The sequence below is a fragment of the Pseudarthrobacter sp. HLT1-3 genome (assembly GCF_059383535.1).
Window position 1 is genome coordinate 12,100 of the sequence record NZ_JBWZCJ010000020.1, and the last position, 12,692, is coordinate 24,791.

General features: G+C 56.1%; 19 protein-coding genes and 1 pseudogene. 5 read left to right on the forward strand and 15 right to left on the reverse strand.

Going from position 1 to position 12,692, the window contains the following annotated elements; genetic code table 11:
• Nucleotides 1-265: 265 nt before the first annotated feature.
• Together AC50X9_RS16210 and AC50X9_RS16215 are read right to left on the reverse strand one after the other, a co-directional pair.
• The gene (locus AC50X9_RS16210; RefSeq protein ID WP_494895032.1) at nucleotides 266-409 is read right to left on the reverse strand and encodes a hypothetical protein; all 144 of its coding nucleotides are present in this window, start codon (nucleotides 407-409) and stop codon (nucleotides 266-268) included.
• Complete coding sequence (locus AC50X9_RS16215) at nucleotides 402-1,916, reverse strand: recombinase family protein (RefSeq protein WP_494895036.1); 1,515 nt, start codon at nucleotides 1,914-1,916, stop codon at nucleotides 402-404. The genes AC50X9_RS16210 and AC50X9_RS16215 overlap by 8 nt, the downstream gene beginning before the upstream one ends.
• A 16-nt stretch (nucleotides 1,917-1,932) precedes the next feature.
• Here AC50X9_RS16215 and AC50X9_RS16220 point away from each other — a divergent pair.
• Nucleotides 1,933-2,862: pseudogene (locus AC50X9_RS16220) on the forward strand (ATP-binding protein); the annotation flags it as partial.
• On the opposite strand, the gene AC50X9_RS16225 reads toward AC50X9_RS16220, so the two are convergent.
• On the reverse strand, nucleotides 2,852-3,094 hold the full coding sequence (locus AC50X9_RS16225; protein ID WP_494895038.1) for a hypothetical protein: 243 nt from the start codon (nucleotides 3,092-3,094) through the stop codon (nucleotides 2,852-2,854). The pseudogene AC50X9_RS16220 and the gene AC50X9_RS16225 sit on opposite strands and share 11 nt — an antisense overlap.
• An 82-nt stretch (nucleotides 3,095-3,176) precedes the next feature.
• Here AC50X9_RS16225 and AC50X9_RS16230 point away from each other — a divergent pair, with 82 nt between their 5' ends.
• The 4 genes from AC50X9_RS16230 (at nucleotide 3,177) to AC50X9_RS16245 (ending at nucleotide 6,586) form a co-directional block, all read left to right on the forward strand.
• The gene (locus AC50X9_RS16230) at nucleotides 3,177-4,115 is read left to right on the forward strand and encodes a TIR domain-containing protein (RefSeq protein WP_494895040.1); all 939 of its coding nucleotides are present in this window, start codon (nucleotides 3,177-3,179) and stop codon (nucleotides 4,113-4,115) included.
• Between the two features lie 205 nt (nucleotides 4,116-4,320).
• Nucleotides 4,321-5,040, forward strand: a complete 720-nt coding sequence (locus AC50X9_RS16235; RefSeq protein ID WP_494895042.1) for a DUF8548 family protein — start codon at nucleotides 4,321-4,323, stop codon at nucleotides 5,038-5,040.
• 53 nt (nucleotides 5,041-5,093) lie between these two features.
• Nucleotides 5,094-6,008 carry a toll/interleukin-1 receptor domain-containing protein gene (locus AC50X9_RS16240; RefSeq protein WP_494895044.1) on the forward strand — a complete coding sequence of 305 codons (915 nt, stop codon included), beginning with the start codon at nucleotides 5,094-5,096 and terminating at the stop codon, nucleotides 6,006-6,008.
• A gap of 257 nt (nucleotides 6,009-6,265) precedes the next feature.
• On the forward strand, nucleotides 6,266-6,586 hold the full coding sequence (locus tag AC50X9_RS16245; RefSeq protein WP_494895046.1) for a hypothetical protein: 321 nt from the start codon (nucleotides 6,266-6,268) through the stop codon (nucleotides 6,584-6,586).
• A gap of 141 nt (nucleotides 6,587-6,727) precedes the next feature.
• Here AC50X9_RS16245 and AC50X9_RS16250 read toward each other — a convergent pair whose 3' ends face one another.
• The 12 genes from AC50X9_RS16250 to AC50X9_RS16305 all read right to left on the reverse strand — a co-directional run bounded on the left by AC50X9_RS16250 (nucleotide 6,728) and on the right by AC50X9_RS16305 (nucleotide 12,078).
• The gene (locus AC50X9_RS16250) at nucleotides 6,728-7,213 is read right to left on the reverse strand and encodes a DUF3846 domain-containing protein (protein WP_494895048.1); all 486 of its coding nucleotides are present in this window, start codon (nucleotides 7,211-7,213) and stop codon (nucleotides 6,728-6,730) included.
• A gap of 65 nt (nucleotides 7,214-7,278) precedes the next feature.
• On the reverse strand, nucleotides 7,279-7,677 hold the full coding sequence (locus AC50X9_RS16255) for a VRR-NUC domain-containing protein (protein ID WP_494895050.1): 399 nt from the start codon (nucleotides 7,675-7,677) through the stop codon (nucleotides 7,279-7,281).
• A 583-nt stretch (nucleotides 7,678-8,260) separates the two neighbouring features.
• Nucleotides 8,261-8,878, reverse strand: a complete 618-nt coding sequence (locus tag AC50X9_RS16260; RefSeq protein WP_494895052.1) for an HNH endonuclease — start codon at nucleotides 8,876-8,878, stop codon at nucleotides 8,261-8,263.
• Nucleotides 8,879-8,970: 92 nt separating this feature from the next.
• Entirely contained in the window at nucleotides 8,971-9,768 is a 798-nt protein-coding gene (locus tag AC50X9_RS16265) for an ArdC-like ssDNA-binding domain-containing protein (RefSeq protein ID WP_494895054.1), read from the reverse strand.
• Nucleotides 9,758-10,129: a hypothetical protein gene (locus AC50X9_RS16270; RefSeq protein ID WP_494895056.1), complete on the reverse strand. Its 372-nt coding sequence runs from the start codon at nucleotides 10,127-10,129 to the stop codon at nucleotides 9,758-9,760. The genes AC50X9_RS16265 and AC50X9_RS16270 overlap by 11 nt, the downstream gene beginning before the upstream one ends.
• Nucleotides 10,126-10,383 (reverse strand): hypothetical protein, encoded by a 258-nt coding sequence (locus AC50X9_RS16275; RefSeq protein ID WP_494895058.1) that lies wholly within the window; start codon nucleotides 10,381-10,383, stop codon nucleotides 10,126-10,128. The genes AC50X9_RS16270 and AC50X9_RS16275 overlap by 4 nt, the downstream gene beginning before the upstream one ends.
• On the reverse strand, nucleotides 10,358-10,684 hold the full coding sequence (locus AC50X9_RS16280) for a hypothetical protein (RefSeq protein WP_494895060.1): 327 nt from the start codon (nucleotides 10,682-10,684) through the stop codon (nucleotides 10,358-10,360). Before AC50X9_RS16280 ends, AC50X9_RS16275 begins: the two co-directional genes overlap by 26 nt.
• The gene (locus AC50X9_RS16285; RefSeq protein ID WP_494895062.1) at nucleotides 10,677-11,201 is read right to left on the reverse strand and encodes a hypothetical protein; all 525 of its coding nucleotides are present in this window, start codon (nucleotides 11,199-11,201) and stop codon (nucleotides 10,677-10,679) included. The genes AC50X9_RS16280 and AC50X9_RS16285 overlap by 8 nt, the downstream gene beginning before the upstream one ends.
• The gene (locus AC50X9_RS16290; protein ID WP_494895064.1) at nucleotides 11,198-11,416 is read right to left on the reverse strand and encodes a hypothetical protein; all 219 of its coding nucleotides are present in this window, start codon (nucleotides 11,414-11,416) and stop codon (nucleotides 11,198-11,200) included. The genes AC50X9_RS16285 and AC50X9_RS16290 overlap by 4 nt, the downstream gene beginning before the upstream one ends.
• Nucleotides 11,413-11,574 (reverse strand): hypothetical protein, encoded by a 162-nt coding sequence (locus AC50X9_RS16295; protein ID WP_494895066.1) that lies wholly within the window; start codon nucleotides 11,572-11,574, stop codon nucleotides 11,413-11,415. The genes AC50X9_RS16290 and AC50X9_RS16295 overlap by 4 nt, the downstream gene beginning before the upstream one ends.
• On the reverse strand, nucleotides 11,571-11,708 hold the full coding sequence (locus AC50X9_RS16300; RefSeq protein ID WP_494895068.1) for a hypothetical protein: 138 nt from the start codon (nucleotides 11,706-11,708) through the stop codon (nucleotides 11,571-11,573). The genes AC50X9_RS16295 and AC50X9_RS16300 overlap by 4 nt, the downstream gene beginning before the upstream one ends.
• A complete protein-coding gene (locus AC50X9_RS16305; RefSeq protein ID WP_494895070.1) occupies nucleotides 11,701-12,078 on the reverse strand; it encodes a hypothetical protein in 378 nt (125 codons plus the stop codon). The genes AC50X9_RS16300 and AC50X9_RS16305 overlap by 8 nt, the downstream gene beginning before the upstream one ends.
• Between the last annotated feature and the right edge of the window lie 614 nt (nucleotides 12,079-12,692).

Here is a 12,692-nt window from a genome sequence, read left to right on the forward strand (position 1 = left end):
GCAACGAGTTTGGGTTTTTCTCGGGCGGCGGGCCCGCGAGTGACGCAATGACGGAAGTTACGTCACTTCGCCTCAGTTGTTAAGAGAGAGAGATCCTGGAGGGCTAATACAAAGTGACGTTCGTTCCGTCATTGCGTCACCGGAAAAGCCCTTCTCGGCGTCGGCAATGTGTTTACACGCCTCCGCACGCGGCGCCGACGGCGTCTCCGGCGTTTACACGCGGGCACGACAAAGCCCCGCCTCCAGGAAGGTGACGGGGCTCTGGTTATTCAGTCTGGGCGGCGGCCTCCCGAAGGATCTGCTCGGCGGCCCGGACCACGCCGGAGAGCGGGCGATCCATCGGGGCGCCTTCCGGCGTCCATCTGGGGTGCCTGGGCTCGGGGGTGGGCGGGATGCTCGGCTCAGTCATTACGCGCGGCGTCCGCTAGTTCCGCCTCGACGTCGGGTTCGCTCCAGCGCCAGGGAATGTCCAGGCGGTCCCAGTCGATGATCTTCGACTTCGTCAGCATGGGTCGGACAACGATGGGGCCCACGAGCGCCGAAGCCAGGAGCGCTCGCCGACCGTGGACGTCGCGGGCTTCCCAGGCTTCGGCGAAGCTCTCGCCGGTCTCGACCTGCTCGACGACGGTCTCGACGGGGATCGTCTCCAGGAGCTCGCGCCTAGCGCGGAGCATGGTCATACGGTCGACCAGGGCCGCGAAGTCCGCGTCCGGGGCGCCCATGAGGGCGGCGGTCTCCTGGATCGCTTGCTCGACCTCGGCAAGCTCGCCGGTATCGCGGGAGGACTCCCGGACCTCGACGACCTCGAAGGAGCCGAAGACTGCCAGGAATTGTCCGGCGACGTACTCCTCCGTCCGGTCGGCGGAAATGCTCACCTTCGCCGGGCAAGCGCCCATAGGAGCGCCGCAGACATAGCGGTAAGCCTTTGAGCCGTCGGCGCGCTTGTCGCCCTCGCCAGCCCGCATAATCCGGCCGCAGGAAGCGCAAGCCAGGTGCCCGGAGAGGAGACGGGAGGCGCGCTTGCGGCCAGCGCGGGCCGTCCGGCCCCAGTCGCCACGCGAGCCCAGGAGGGAGCGGACCTGGCGCATATCGTCCGTAGACACGATGGGCGGCCAGACCTGCTCCGGGAGGCCGTCCTCGCCGAGGAGGGGGCGGTGCGTCCGGGAGGAGTCGCCCTTCAGGCGGTGCGTCATGTAGCCGAGGAGGCCGTCGCGTTGCATGACGTCGGCCACGGTCGAGCCGGTCCACTTCTCGGCGCGGCGAGGGCGGAGGCCCTCCTCGTTCAGGATCTTCGCCGTCATATAGGCCGACTTGCCGTCCAGGATCAGCTCGAAGGCCCTTCGGATCGTCTGGGCCTCTTCCGGGTGGATCTCCAGGGCGCGGCCGTCGCCGGACTCGTGCGGGATGGGCCGGTAGCCGAAGACGGGCTCGCCAGAGTGGCGGCGGGTCTCGCGTTGGTACTTCCGTGCGGAGCTCACGCGGGCCTGGACGTTCTCCCGCTCCATCCGGCCGACCTCGGAAACGAGGGAGACGTGCATTCTCCATATCTGGGCGTCCGAGCGAATGCCGTCGCCCATTGCCACGAAGAGCGCCGGATCGCCGGACGCGGCGCGCTCGTCGATCACGTCGACCAGGTCGGCGACGGCGCGGACGCCCTGGCGGCTCCAGCGGTCGAACTTCCAGACTGCGATAACGTCGGCGGCGCCCTGGCGGAGCATATCCAGGGCCAGGTCAGCCTTCGCCCGGCGCTTGCCTCCGGAGAGTCCGTCGTCGGTCAAGACTCGGACGACGTCCCAGCCCTCGCGGACGGCGAGATCGCGAAGGTCCTTCTCCTGGCGGACAATAGAGGTGGACTCGTCCGTAGTTACGGAGAGACGGAGATACAGGACGGCCCGTTGCGGGGCGGATTTGGTCATGTGTCAACTATGAGGCATCGGCCAGACCTTGCCGGCCTTCATTATCCTGGGTCTGCCGGACGCCTCGCTTAATGAGGCCAAGGAACGGATCCGCTCGGCCGCCCAGAACTCCGGAATTCCACTGAGTCGCCGGAAGATCACGGCCAACCTCATTCCGGCGTCGTTGCCCAAGCGAGGCTCCGGCTTTGATCTGGCCATCGCCATGGCCGCCCTGCTGGCTGCCAACGATGTGCGGTCCACCGGCCGGACAGTGTTCATCGCCGAACTGGGACTGGACGGCAGGCTGCGCCCCGTCCGCGGGGTCCTTCCCGCCGTCATGGCTGCGGTCCGGGCCGGCTACACCGACGTGGTCGTGGCGAAGGCAAACGCCGCCGAGGCGGAGCTGGTGCCCGGTGCGCGCGTGCTGGGCTACGCCACGCTTGCCCGCCTGGCCTTCGATTTCGGAGCCGATCCGCTGGCGCTGGCGCTGGACTTTGAACCCGAGCCCGAGCCCGGTGAGGCGGATGCCGCCGACTCGCCGTCCGTCACACCGCCGGATATGCGGGACGTCTCCGGGCAGGGGGACGCCCGGAAGGCTTTGGAGGTCGCCGCCGCCGGTGCCCACCACCTATTGCTGACTGGACCGCCGGGAGCAGGAAAAACGATGTTGGCGGAACGACTTCCCGGGCTCCTGCCGGACCTGGCGGACGCCGAGTCCATGGAAGTGACGGCCATCCATTCGCTCTGCGCAGTGAACTCAGCCTCACTTCAGCTCGTGCGCAGGCCGCCATACGAGAACCCGCACCACACCGCCACGGCGGCGGCGATCATCGGTGGCGGCTCCGGGCTGCCGAGACCAGGGGCCGCCTCCCGGGCCCACCGGGGCGTCCTGTTCCTGGATGAGGCCACGAATCTACTGCACCCCACGGTGCAGGTCAACAGTGGGAGGCCCCCACTCATAGCCTAGATAGAGCAAAGGCGCTGACGGCGGAGATCAGAGAGGATGCCATAACGCTAACGAACGTTATTGCCAGATCGCCTTCCAGTCCGAAGAGCTTTGGCGGGTCGCGAAAGAGACTTCCAGTTGAGCGCTCCATCTTCTCTAACAAGCGCTTACGTCGAATCACCCTGAGCCAGACGATGCCAGCGAAGAACAATACGCCTGTTAGGCTCGCGACAAATATCATCCAGATGTCCATGACTGTAAGGGTAAGCCCAGACCTGAGCTTGACGCGGCTACTAATCCACCCTGTTGGTACTCTTGCTTGAGGATTCATACCGATGATGGGGGCAACCTTGAAGGTCTTTATTAGTTGGTCTAAAGAGCGCAGTCTCATCGTGGCGAAGGCGCTCCAAGACTGGCTCCCTCAAGTGATCAACCAAGTGGAACCATGGATGAGCGCCGTCAGTATCGAATCAGGGAAGCGATCACTTCACCAGATAAGCGAGGCCCTTGAGGCCACGAATTTCGGCATCATCTGCGTGACGCCGGAGAACCAGCGCGAAACCTGGTTGAACTTCGAGGCCGGCGCGCTGTCCAAAGCCGTAGAGGAAGCAAACGCGAGTGCGATCCCACTCTTGATTGGTTTTAGTGACTTCAAGACTCTGGTGTCGCCACTGAACAGCTTTCAAGCCCATATGGGCAGCAAGGAAGACCTGAAGAAGATCGTCCATGCTATTAACAACGCTCTCGGTCCGGATAAACGGGAAATCGCGCCGCTAAACAAAGCCTTCGAGATGTGGTGGCCCGAGCTGGAAGTAGAGCTGGAAAAGGCGACCGACTGGAAAGAGCCAGACAATATCGATGCTGATCTCGTAGAAGCGGATGCGGATCGACGTGTTGACCAGATGGTCGAAGCCGTAAAGACGATGCAGCTTCAGATGGATCAGATACTCAGTCTCCTTCACTCTTCGCCTGCCATCTACAATCCCAAAAGGGCTGCCCTTATCCGGATGCTTCAAGAGGGTCGATTTACACCGGAGATGATTCAGGAAGCATCTGTCTCCGATCACGAGCTCAGAGAACCGGACTACCAAGAAGTCCGGAGAATCCTCCAGGAAGCAGGCCACGAGGAATGCACGATGTACCCACAAGCGGGGGCTATCGGTTTACAAACGAAGGCACCGGTGGATGCTGACACTCAACTGAAGGTGACGGACTTCCTTACCGCCGCCCAACCTGATGTTCGCACCGTCAACTTCCTGCTTTACGAGGTGTAGCCATTGCTAGATGACGAGAGTGCAGCCGGCGATGAGCCCATAGACGGTGGAGCATCATCCATAGAGAGCTGGGGGAGCGAACCGCTGTGTACGTTCGATCCAGAGACAGGCTTCCAGATCAATCCGCGGACAATTAGTGAGCTTCGCTGGTACACACACTTGAGTCGTGCCGATGACGGCGATGAAAGCTTGCTACAGTCCAGAAATGACGACTGACCTTACGGCTGAAGCAGACAGACTCGCTGATGTATGCCGCGCGACCTTCGGCGATGAGACTAAGTGGATCTCAGCGGACGGCTATCCCAACAGTTTGGCCCTGTGCATCATCGACTCCCTCTTCTCTACCGGGTCGCATTACACGAGCGTCATCAACGTGGTCGCTGAGTACTGCAAGTACCGAAGGAGCCAAGGCGGCGATCCGTACAGGGATGGAACGCAGGAGTTGTTGACTACCTTCGAAGAAGCAGGTGGCAGTGCCGGGTGGGCAAAACTTGTAGACAATCACAAGCCCGCTCACACCAAGCCAGGCGCGCTTTTGAAAGCTGAAGTTATCCTCCGGGCCGCCAAGACTCTAAAGGCTCTCGAAATTATGACGCTCACAGACCTTCGCCAGCGGCACGCTCAAGATGACTACCTCACATCAGTTAAGAAGGCGTGGCTAAGGCTTCCGAGTCAGTCGTCAGGAGTGACGTTCAACTACTTCCTCATACTTGCCGGCTTCCAGTCCGTGAAGCCTGACCGTATGGTGATCCGCTTCGTTGAAAAACACGCTGGCCTTGAGGGCAAGCAGCTCACGCCGATGCAGACGGCCGAGCTTATTACACGGGTAGCAGAGCTGTACCCGACGCAACCCAGAAGGCTGGACCACATCATCTGGCGGCACGTTTCGGGGCGAGAGATCTTCCGTCCGGATGAGCTGAACTAGCGCACCTGGTTGGTAGCCTTACCTGAGTTGTTAGAGCGAGCATGGGATAGGTCTTGAAGGTTTTTATTAGTTGGTCCGGTGAAAAGGCAAAGGACTTCGCATTAGAGCTTCGTGACTGGCTGCCGTTCGTGATCCACGATCTCGATCCGTGGGTGAGTGATGCAGATATTGATTCAGGCTCTATGTCGATGCAGGACATTCACACGCAACTCGCCGAAACAAAGTACGGAATCATTTGCACGACTGCAGAGAATCAGGCGAAACCTTGGATCAACTACGAAGCTGGAGCCCTCTGGAAGTCCGTAGATCAGCAATCCCGAGTGGTCCCGCTCCTCATAGATTTAGAGATCGCAGACGTGCAAAGTCCTCTAAAGAACTTCCAATCACGCGTCATTACCCATCGGTCGACGCGGCAAAGTGAGTTCCGCAAACTCATCGAATCCGTCAACAATGCCCGGACGACCCCCGTCGCTGCCGCTGTCCTTCAAGAATCGTTCCTGACGCAGTGGTCGAAGATGGAAACCATCATCGACCGGATCGCCAATAATAACTACGCGTACAAGGCGAGAATGAGCGCTGTAGAAAGAAAGCTCGAAGACATCAATCAAACTGTCCTGAAGATCGCAGAAGAACAGCGTGTGGCGGCTCGCGCGACGACCGACAGCCTTGATCAAGTACTGGATCGGAAGTCCACGCTCGCCTACGGTTCGTTCTCAGAGCAGATGGCTGGTCTGCGTGCAAAATTGGAGAACGTCGCCAACAACAGCCTTATCGCTCGTGGTTTCAACAACCGGGTTCATGTCGAGAGGGTAGATTCGCGCAACTACGTCGTCTATTCGGCTGACATGTTGCCCGATGAGGTGAAACGCGCCTTATCAGATGCGGCGAAATCAGTTCCACATCCTGTGAACTTTGAGTACCTACTGACTATGCGCGACGAGCCAGATGAAGACCCAACGCACTTGTGATCCTAGGATCTGGTTGTCAGCATGGCGCTGATAGCAAGGAGTGCCGCAGCTTTCGAAACTTTCAACGAAACACCACTGGTTTTAGTGGACTTCTCTATGTAGGTGATGAGGCTAAAGCTTTGCATTGCCTAGTCTACGAGTTATATATGTTCTTCATTGCTATCTATTATATCAATTATCGTATTGACAATAAATAGCATTCCCTCATAATGACGGCATAAACATTTGCACCGGGCATTTGTTTGCACATTAGGAGAGTGATTGCATTGGCCTACGTGTCGAAGCGCGTAAGTGATCTGACTGGGATTGAGGCAAACGACAACGAGTTCATTGATCTCGTTGTGCGCGCCGCTCCTGGGCTTGACCAGCCCGTAAAGCTGGATGTCCTGCCCGATGAGATCAAGGGTCTCAAAGGCGCAGGCGAACTGGTCATCCTTGAAGTCGGTAGGAACGGCGACAAGGACCAGCTCATTGTCACGCTGGCGGAGTGGAAGAAGCTCTCGCCAAAGATCGACGAGATCGTTGCCAACGCACCCGGCCTGAAGGGTCGCCGCCCAGGGTGGAAACCCGGTGCTTAGTAGGAGGTGATCTATCTACTGGTGATTCGTCACCCTCTAAAGCGGCCCTGTCCTTGCGTTTTGAGTTTACTCACGCAGGGGCAGGGTCTTTTAAATTGGCCAAGAGAAAAGCCCGCCATATAGACGGGCTATCCCACGATCTTAAGCAGCGGCAAGACGAACAGCCGTGACCGCCATCCAACGCTGACTCAAACTGACGCCGGCAATGCAGGCCTGGAACGGATCATCAAACCTCTGTTGGTTCGAGCTCCAGTGAACGTCAGAGTCTGCGGTCTGCACCTCAAACTTGTACGTCTCGGTTTCCAGCAGGAGCCTCACCAGCTCGTCGGGGACACTTGTGGTGTCTCCTTTGCTGTCAGGCCGTCCTGTGATGAAGCAGTCGCCTCTGAGCAGCGTGTAGTTGGCGTGACGCAGATTTCCTACCCACAGCAGCAGTGTGGCGCGGGCGTTCTGCGGAAGATCGATGTTCTTACCTTCCTCATTGCTCCAGATTGAAGCATCAGGGTTGTCGACATCGAGTACTTCCACGAAGCCGCCGACGACATCCTGCATTTCATCGAGGCCGTCGAGTTCCTTCTTGTAAAGGGGCAGATCCTTGTCCGCCGGGATAACTATTACACTGATCACCAGGTCACTTCCTTAATCGTGAGATGTGCACTGCGCACGACTTGCGCGCAGACTTCAGCTCGCGATTAGAACGGTGACGTCGGTCCTGGCTTGATGATCTTGTTTACGTGGTCAATAGCCTCTTGCGCTCCCTTGCAGACCACTGCTCCAACACTGGCGCTGGACAGGCCGTTGATAGCCGCTATCCAGTCCTTCTGTACGGCTGAGACAGTCCCGCCCTGGCGTCGCTTCATCTCGATGCACAGCATGTGTCCTAGGCCGTCCTTGGCCCTGTGAGGGGGCACTAGAACGACGAGATCAGGGAAGCCGGCACGCAGACCTGTGTAGTAGTTCTTAGACTTCTGTTTCCAACTGCGGGTAAAAGTACTGTTTGGAACAGACGAGAAGCGTAAGCCGACCAGCTCAAGCCACTGGACGAACGCGATCTGTTCGTCATCTTCTAGCGGCACTGGGATGGTTGTCATGCGTGTTTGTCTCGTTTAGATAATGTCTGCTCACCTCCATTGGGTCGATGTCACTTGGACACCTTGGGGATTCTTCGCTGCCACCAGGAACCGCACCGGCAGTAGAGATGAGCGTTGAACGGACGAAAACAGGTGCCTGAAGGTCGTCCGTCCATCACCAGCCGCAAGCGAGTTGTGGGGAGTGATGGAAGATTAAAGATACTTGTGGAGCCAAAGACCAGAATCGAACTGGGAGGTTGTGCGCTAGGCCGCACCTCGGGAGCCAACCCTTCTAACATCATTCCTCGCTTGCGCTAAGAGTCAGTCCTAGGTTTTCCTCTATTTCTTCGGCCTCACAACTATCTTCAATGTCAATGTACAAGGGTAAGGTTGCCGCTAGTAATAGCTCGGTCTTACACGTTGGTACTGAGCGAACTCAGACGGGCAACTTACTCAGAGGTTTCTTCTTCGCTTTGATACGGGCTTTAGACGCCTCATGCCGGTCGTCTGACTCTTGCCATTCGTAGTAGATTCTAAGCTTCTGTAAACTGTTCATCTTCTAGGGCGGTATTATGAGCGAAACGAGCTATTTATTCAAGAGCTTCTAAACGTAATCGAAGTTCAATCGTGCGTATTCGCCGTGCAGCTCGATGGCCCACTGGTCGCGCATCCAGGCCGCCTCTGCTGGATCGTCTGATGTTCCAGCACATATCTGTTGGTTGTTGATGACTAGGTAAGCCCTCCATCGTCCGATCGGCCGCTGCATGGAACTTACGCCAACATACCCTGAGGCTCCCAGCCGGCGATTGCGTTGGTTGCACATATTTTGCTTGCGTGAAGCGAGCCGTAAATTGGAACGACGATTATCAAGAGGGTTTCCATTGATGTGATCTACTTCCTCCAACCGATGTAGAAGCCGTCCAAGCACTCGTTCCACCACTTCGCGGTGCATGCTCGTATGGCGGTTACTCTTAGCGGCGCGTTTGGCGTAGCCGTACGTGGTTGGCACCCACCCATATACCCGAAGATGTTCGATGTCTTCCGGACTTACCAGACACCAGGTGCCATTAGATAGCTGGATGGCACCATCACGTAGCTCGCGGTCACGCGTCCTGTACTGGTAGTGACATCTCTGAGAACAGTATTGTGGTATTCCACGGACAGATAGTCGACCAATGAACGGGCTACTACAGTGCTTACAGATTTTTTCTACTTTTGTCATAAACCTCCTTTCCTGATTGGAGGCTATATCTTATAATAAAAGATGTAGCCCTGAGCGCAATTCAGGGTTATTTTATTTGTGTCTTTATTATATTAAGAAGCCTCTTTTAATTCAATGGTCGATTCTTCTCGGCCCGCTTTGATTATGCGCTCCGCAACAGTGAAAACCCGCCTTATTGAATCCTCGGGCGGTCGTTCATCTCTGAGCCAGCTAGATATGTAGTGTCGACTCTCTGCTGCATCGAATTGGTCTGTTACGCCTAACTCGTTGAGTACTAGATACGCTGTGCCCTCTGCCTCGAACTCCTTGACTCCACGATGAGTCTTGTACTCTGCAAGCTGCTCAGGCGACGTGTGACCTGCTTGGACGTGACCGCACTCGTGGATAAGCGTCTTGAACGGGTATGCAGCCACGGGCGACACCGCTACGTTCCTGTCGTAGCTCATTCCTTGGATGTTTCCGTTGACATGTTCAAACGGAACCTCTTGGATGGCCAGAGAGCCGAGTGCCCGTTCCTTGCTCCACGTTGGTGGCTCGTACTCTGGTAGATCATCGCCCTCAGTGTCAGAAGCACCGAACATGCAGTTGACCAGCTTGAAGCCTGATAGCCGTTTGTCTTCTTTGCCGTCGTCTTTCTCTTCCTTACGGAACATCGGCACGTAGATGGCTTTGGCTTTGCTGCCCTTCTTGACTTGGCGGTTCAAAGCCGTCCATCCCTTGTAAGTCTCCTGTGGTTCTACGATCTCGCTCTGCATCATCAGGAGGGCTTGGTTGCCGAGACTTAGTGTGCGGAAGCGGGAATAAGTTTCCCCGGCCCTACCAGGAAGGTTGAGAGCTGTCTCTAGTACTTGTTCCCAATGTGGGGGAGTGGTGAGTCGCTCAGGAGACATCACCGGCCTCTTTGGTAAGGATGTTTTTCTTGAATAGCTCGATGGCTAGTTTTGCGGCGGCGTCCTCAGGAGTATCGCTTCGCAAATCCTTGGAGCGTATAACTTCATAAACTTCTACGCTGTGTTGTACTGAGTTACCAACATTGAACGTGTAGCCCTTTGCTCCTTTATAGAGTGAGACGCCAAGTGGCATCTTCCGCAGGAGATAACCAAGGTCGTAGGCAGGGAATGATGGCTTACCATTGTCGATGTCATAATCCTGATGTGCCTCTATCCAGCAATACCAAGCTGTAGTTGCCCCAGCGTCCCAGCCACTCAGTTCATGCAGCTCCTTGCACAGTTCTAGTGATGCAACGTTCATAACCGCACACCCTCCGCGTTACGAACTTCCATCTCACTAAGCAGATAGTTCAAGATGCTCTGGCAATCCTTGCGCTGCCCTGGCGTGAGATCGGTATCTTCTAGCTCGATGTAGTACTCGGCCTTAGCAATGAGATCCGCCGGCCCCAGATCGCCGTAGTCGTCCAGCTTGCGCGCTTCGAGGCGTAGCTCTAGTGATAGGGATGGTGTTGCTTCTTGTTGTTCACGGTTATGTAGGTGTAATAAATCGCCCATGGGGTGTGTTCCTGTTGAAAGTTAGTGTGTATGCCTCTTCTTCTAGCTGTTGGCGAAAGCTGGGGCTGATCTTGTACTCGATGCGTGTCAGTAACGCTTGGCAGACGAAGTCCACGAGTTCGCGCTGTTCAACCGGGAGCTGCTCTTGCTCCAATTCATGGAACTTGTCGTAGCGCTGCACCAGTTGGATCTCGTCAAGCTCGATGTAGCGGTCCACTCCAGCTAATTCGTCTTTGAGCTCAGTGGTGCGGCTGCTGGCTTGCCTGGACTGATCGCGGATGGAGACGTAGTGCTCACCCATACACCGCCTTCGGACGGCCAGCATCGATAATCGTTTGGCTAGCTGAGAAGATGCTCCGCTTGACCTCGGTGTCTGGCATCTCTTTTCTAACCATCGACTTCATAACAAGCCGGATTCCTGGTACGAACATTTGATCCGCAACACGCAAGTCGTGCATGACGACATAGGCGGTTGCGTCTGCAGTGAACTCGTCCCATTTCCCCACTACAGGGGTGAACGTGTGCCGCAGTACGCAGTGAGCCATTTCGTGAATCAAGGTGAAGAATGGATCTCGTGCTGTTGGATTCACGGCCAGGTCGTAGCCGTCGCTGTAGCCAGCCAGCCGGCGGTTCCTATTTTCGAATGGGACTTCACGTATAGATAGGTGATCCAACGCGCGGCTCTTGCTCCAGTCCCACGGCTCAACCATCGGATGGTGCTTGATGGGTTTGAGCAGCGACCTCCAGCTCGTACCGTCTGGCTGAGTGATGGCGTCCTCTAAGAGCTGTTCCCATCGTGGGTTGATTCGCTCACTCATGCTGCTTCCCCCTGGTCATCTCTATGGCCTTTATAGACAAAGCGCCATAGTCCACCCTTCTCCCGGATGCTGAGAATTATCCAGCCTTCCAGTCTCAAGTCAGCGATTCTGGCGCTATATCTATACGCGATATTGTTCAGCTCGTGGTTGGTTGCTTCACCCTTGGTCTTGAGTAGGCGGAGTATCTTGGCTGTCTGCGATAACTTCTCGCTCATGACTGCTGCTCCCGCTTCTCAACGACAGCGACCGCTACGGTTACAGCAACACATAGTGCAGCCATTAGAAACGTGTAGATGTCTATGGTGCCGGTGATGATGTCCCATACGACGAAGGCGAGGGCAACGGCTACCAGGATGAGGTAGACGACTTTCATTCCTGATTCCTCCCGTAAGCGAACCAGTAAGCGACGGCTAGCAGGACGCCCACCAGGGCGAGAGGATGAACGGTCAGGCCAACGATGATGCTGACTGCTGCTATGAGGATGGTGGTGGTGCGTGAGCTATTCATTAGAAGCCTTGTAGGTCAGCACCGGTACATATCCATCGGCTCTAAAGTCCTCTATAGACGGACTTCCACTGCTTGACCCGTTCCAATAGACGCGAGGTTGAAAAATGTTTTGTTCAACGTACGCCGATAGATCGTCGATGCCGTGAACCTCTAGCTCAACACCGACCTTGGTAACGCTGTGTGTGAAGACGAATACCCATCTTCCATCACGTTCTTCGTTTGTGTCCGTCACTTCGATCTCAGCGAAGCCCTCTTCGGACATCGAGGTGTAAAACCATTCGTACGCGTAGCGCTTCGCTGTATCGTGCGTGTTGGTCCATCCGACTGGGTTTGCCGAGATAGACGAGCCAGGATTAATTATAAAAGTCATTCATGTATTTCCTTGACGGCTAACCGTCGTTACTTGTTGGGTCGTAACCCATGCCGCCCGCTGGGTGTAAATCAGCTATTTGTTAGTTGTCCAACGGGCGGCGTGAGCGGCGAAGCTTAGGTTGTGGAAAACTCCACGTTTTGGCGTTGATGCCATGTTCCTTGACGACGTACCCCGTTTGATTGTCTCGTAGCGAGCGAGACAATCGTTTGGTGGTCTGCGCAAGACTTTTAGGGGTCTTGACTTTCATTTATCCAATGTTCCGATATGCTTTTTAGCTTTTGACCTCTGGTCATGTGTCCGATTTATACGTCTGACAATCACGGCTGTGGGGCGCACACTATCGCGAACTACGTCGATAGTTGATTACCATCCTGTCGAAACAAGCAGCGTGGAAGACATACGTGATGGTTGTCTTTTTCCGCTTCACCCGCATTTCAATCGGAGGAGTCCAGGAGAACCAGAGCCTAGTGGATTTGCGCGTGTCTGTGATGCCGGTCTGGTGTTGCCGCACAACGCTGGCTGATTCCAAACAGTCGCTTTCTGAGATCTCTTCGCCGCATAAATCGCACGCTTCTATCCACACTGGTTTGTCGATTTGTTTATGACTCATA

What these genes read in the sequence shown, in the direction of transcription:
- AC50X9_RS16255 (WP_494895050.1), bottom strand. Translation starts at nt 7,677, where the DNA reads ATGACAACCATCCCAGTGCCGCTAGAAGATGACGAACAGATCGCGTTC.
- AC50X9_RS16285 (WP_494895062.1), bottom strand. Translation starts at nt 11,201, where the DNA reads ATGAGTGAGCGAATCAACCCACGATGGGAACAGCTCTTAGAGGACGCC.
- AC50X9_RS16215 (WP_494895036.1), bottom strand. Translation starts at nt 1,916, where the DNA reads ATGACCAAATCCGCCCCGCAACGGGCCGTCCTGTATCTCCGTCTCTCC.
- AC50X9_RS16280 (WP_494895060.1), bottom strand. Translation starts at nt 10,684, where the DNA reads ATGGGTGAGCACTACGTCTCCATCCGCGATCAGTCCAGGCAAGCCAGC.
- AC50X9_RS16300 (WP_494895068.1), bottom strand. Translation starts at nt 11,708, where the DNA reads ATGAATAGCTCACGCACCACCACCATCCTCATAGCAGCAGTCAGCATC.
- AC50X9_RS16210 (WP_494895032.1), bottom strand. Translation starts at nt 409, where the DNA reads ATGACTGAGCCGAGCATCCCGCCCACCCCCGAGCCCAGGCACCCCAGA.
- AC50X9_RS16225 (WP_494895038.1), bottom strand. Translation starts at nt 3,094, where the DNA reads ATGGACATCTGGATGATATTTGTCGCGAGCCTAACAGGCGTATTGTTC.
- AC50X9_RS16305 (WP_494895070.1), bottom strand. Translation starts at nt 12,078, where the DNA reads ATGACTTTTATAATTAATCCTGGCTCGTCTATCTCGGCAAACCCAGTC.
- AC50X9_RS16270 (WP_494895056.1), bottom strand. Translation starts at nt 10,129, where the DNA reads ATGAACGTTGCATCACTAGAACTGTGCAAGGAGCTGCATGAACTGAGT.
- AC50X9_RS16275 (WP_494895058.1), bottom strand. Translation starts at nt 10,383, where the DNA reads ATGGGCGATTTATTACACCTACATAACCGTGAACAACAAGAAGCAACA.
- AC50X9_RS16230 (WP_494895040.1), top strand. Translation starts at nt 3,177, where the DNA reads ATGATGGGGGCAACCTTGAAGGTCTTTATTAGTTGGTCTAAAGAGCGC.
- AC50X9_RS16235 (WP_494895042.1), top strand. Translation starts at nt 4,321, where the DNA reads ATGACGACTGACCTTACGGCTGAAGCAGACAGACTCGCTGATGTATGC.
- AC50X9_RS16295 (WP_494895066.1), bottom strand. Translation starts at nt 11,574, where the DNA reads ATGAAAGTCGTCTACCTCATCCTGGTAGCCGTTGCCCTCGCCTTCGTC.
- AC50X9_RS16290 (WP_494895064.1), bottom strand. Translation starts at nt 11,416, where the DNA reads ATGAGCGAGAAGTTATCGCAGACAGCCAAGATACTCCGCCTACTCAAG.
- AC50X9_RS16260 (WP_494895052.1), bottom strand. Translation starts at nt 8,878, where the DNA reads ATGACAAAAGTAGAAAAAATCTGTAAGCACTGTAGTAGCCCGTTCATT.
- AC50X9_RS16265 (WP_494895054.1), bottom strand. Translation starts at nt 9,768, where the DNA reads ATGTCTCCTGAGCGACTCACCACTCCCCCACATTGGGAACAAGTACTA.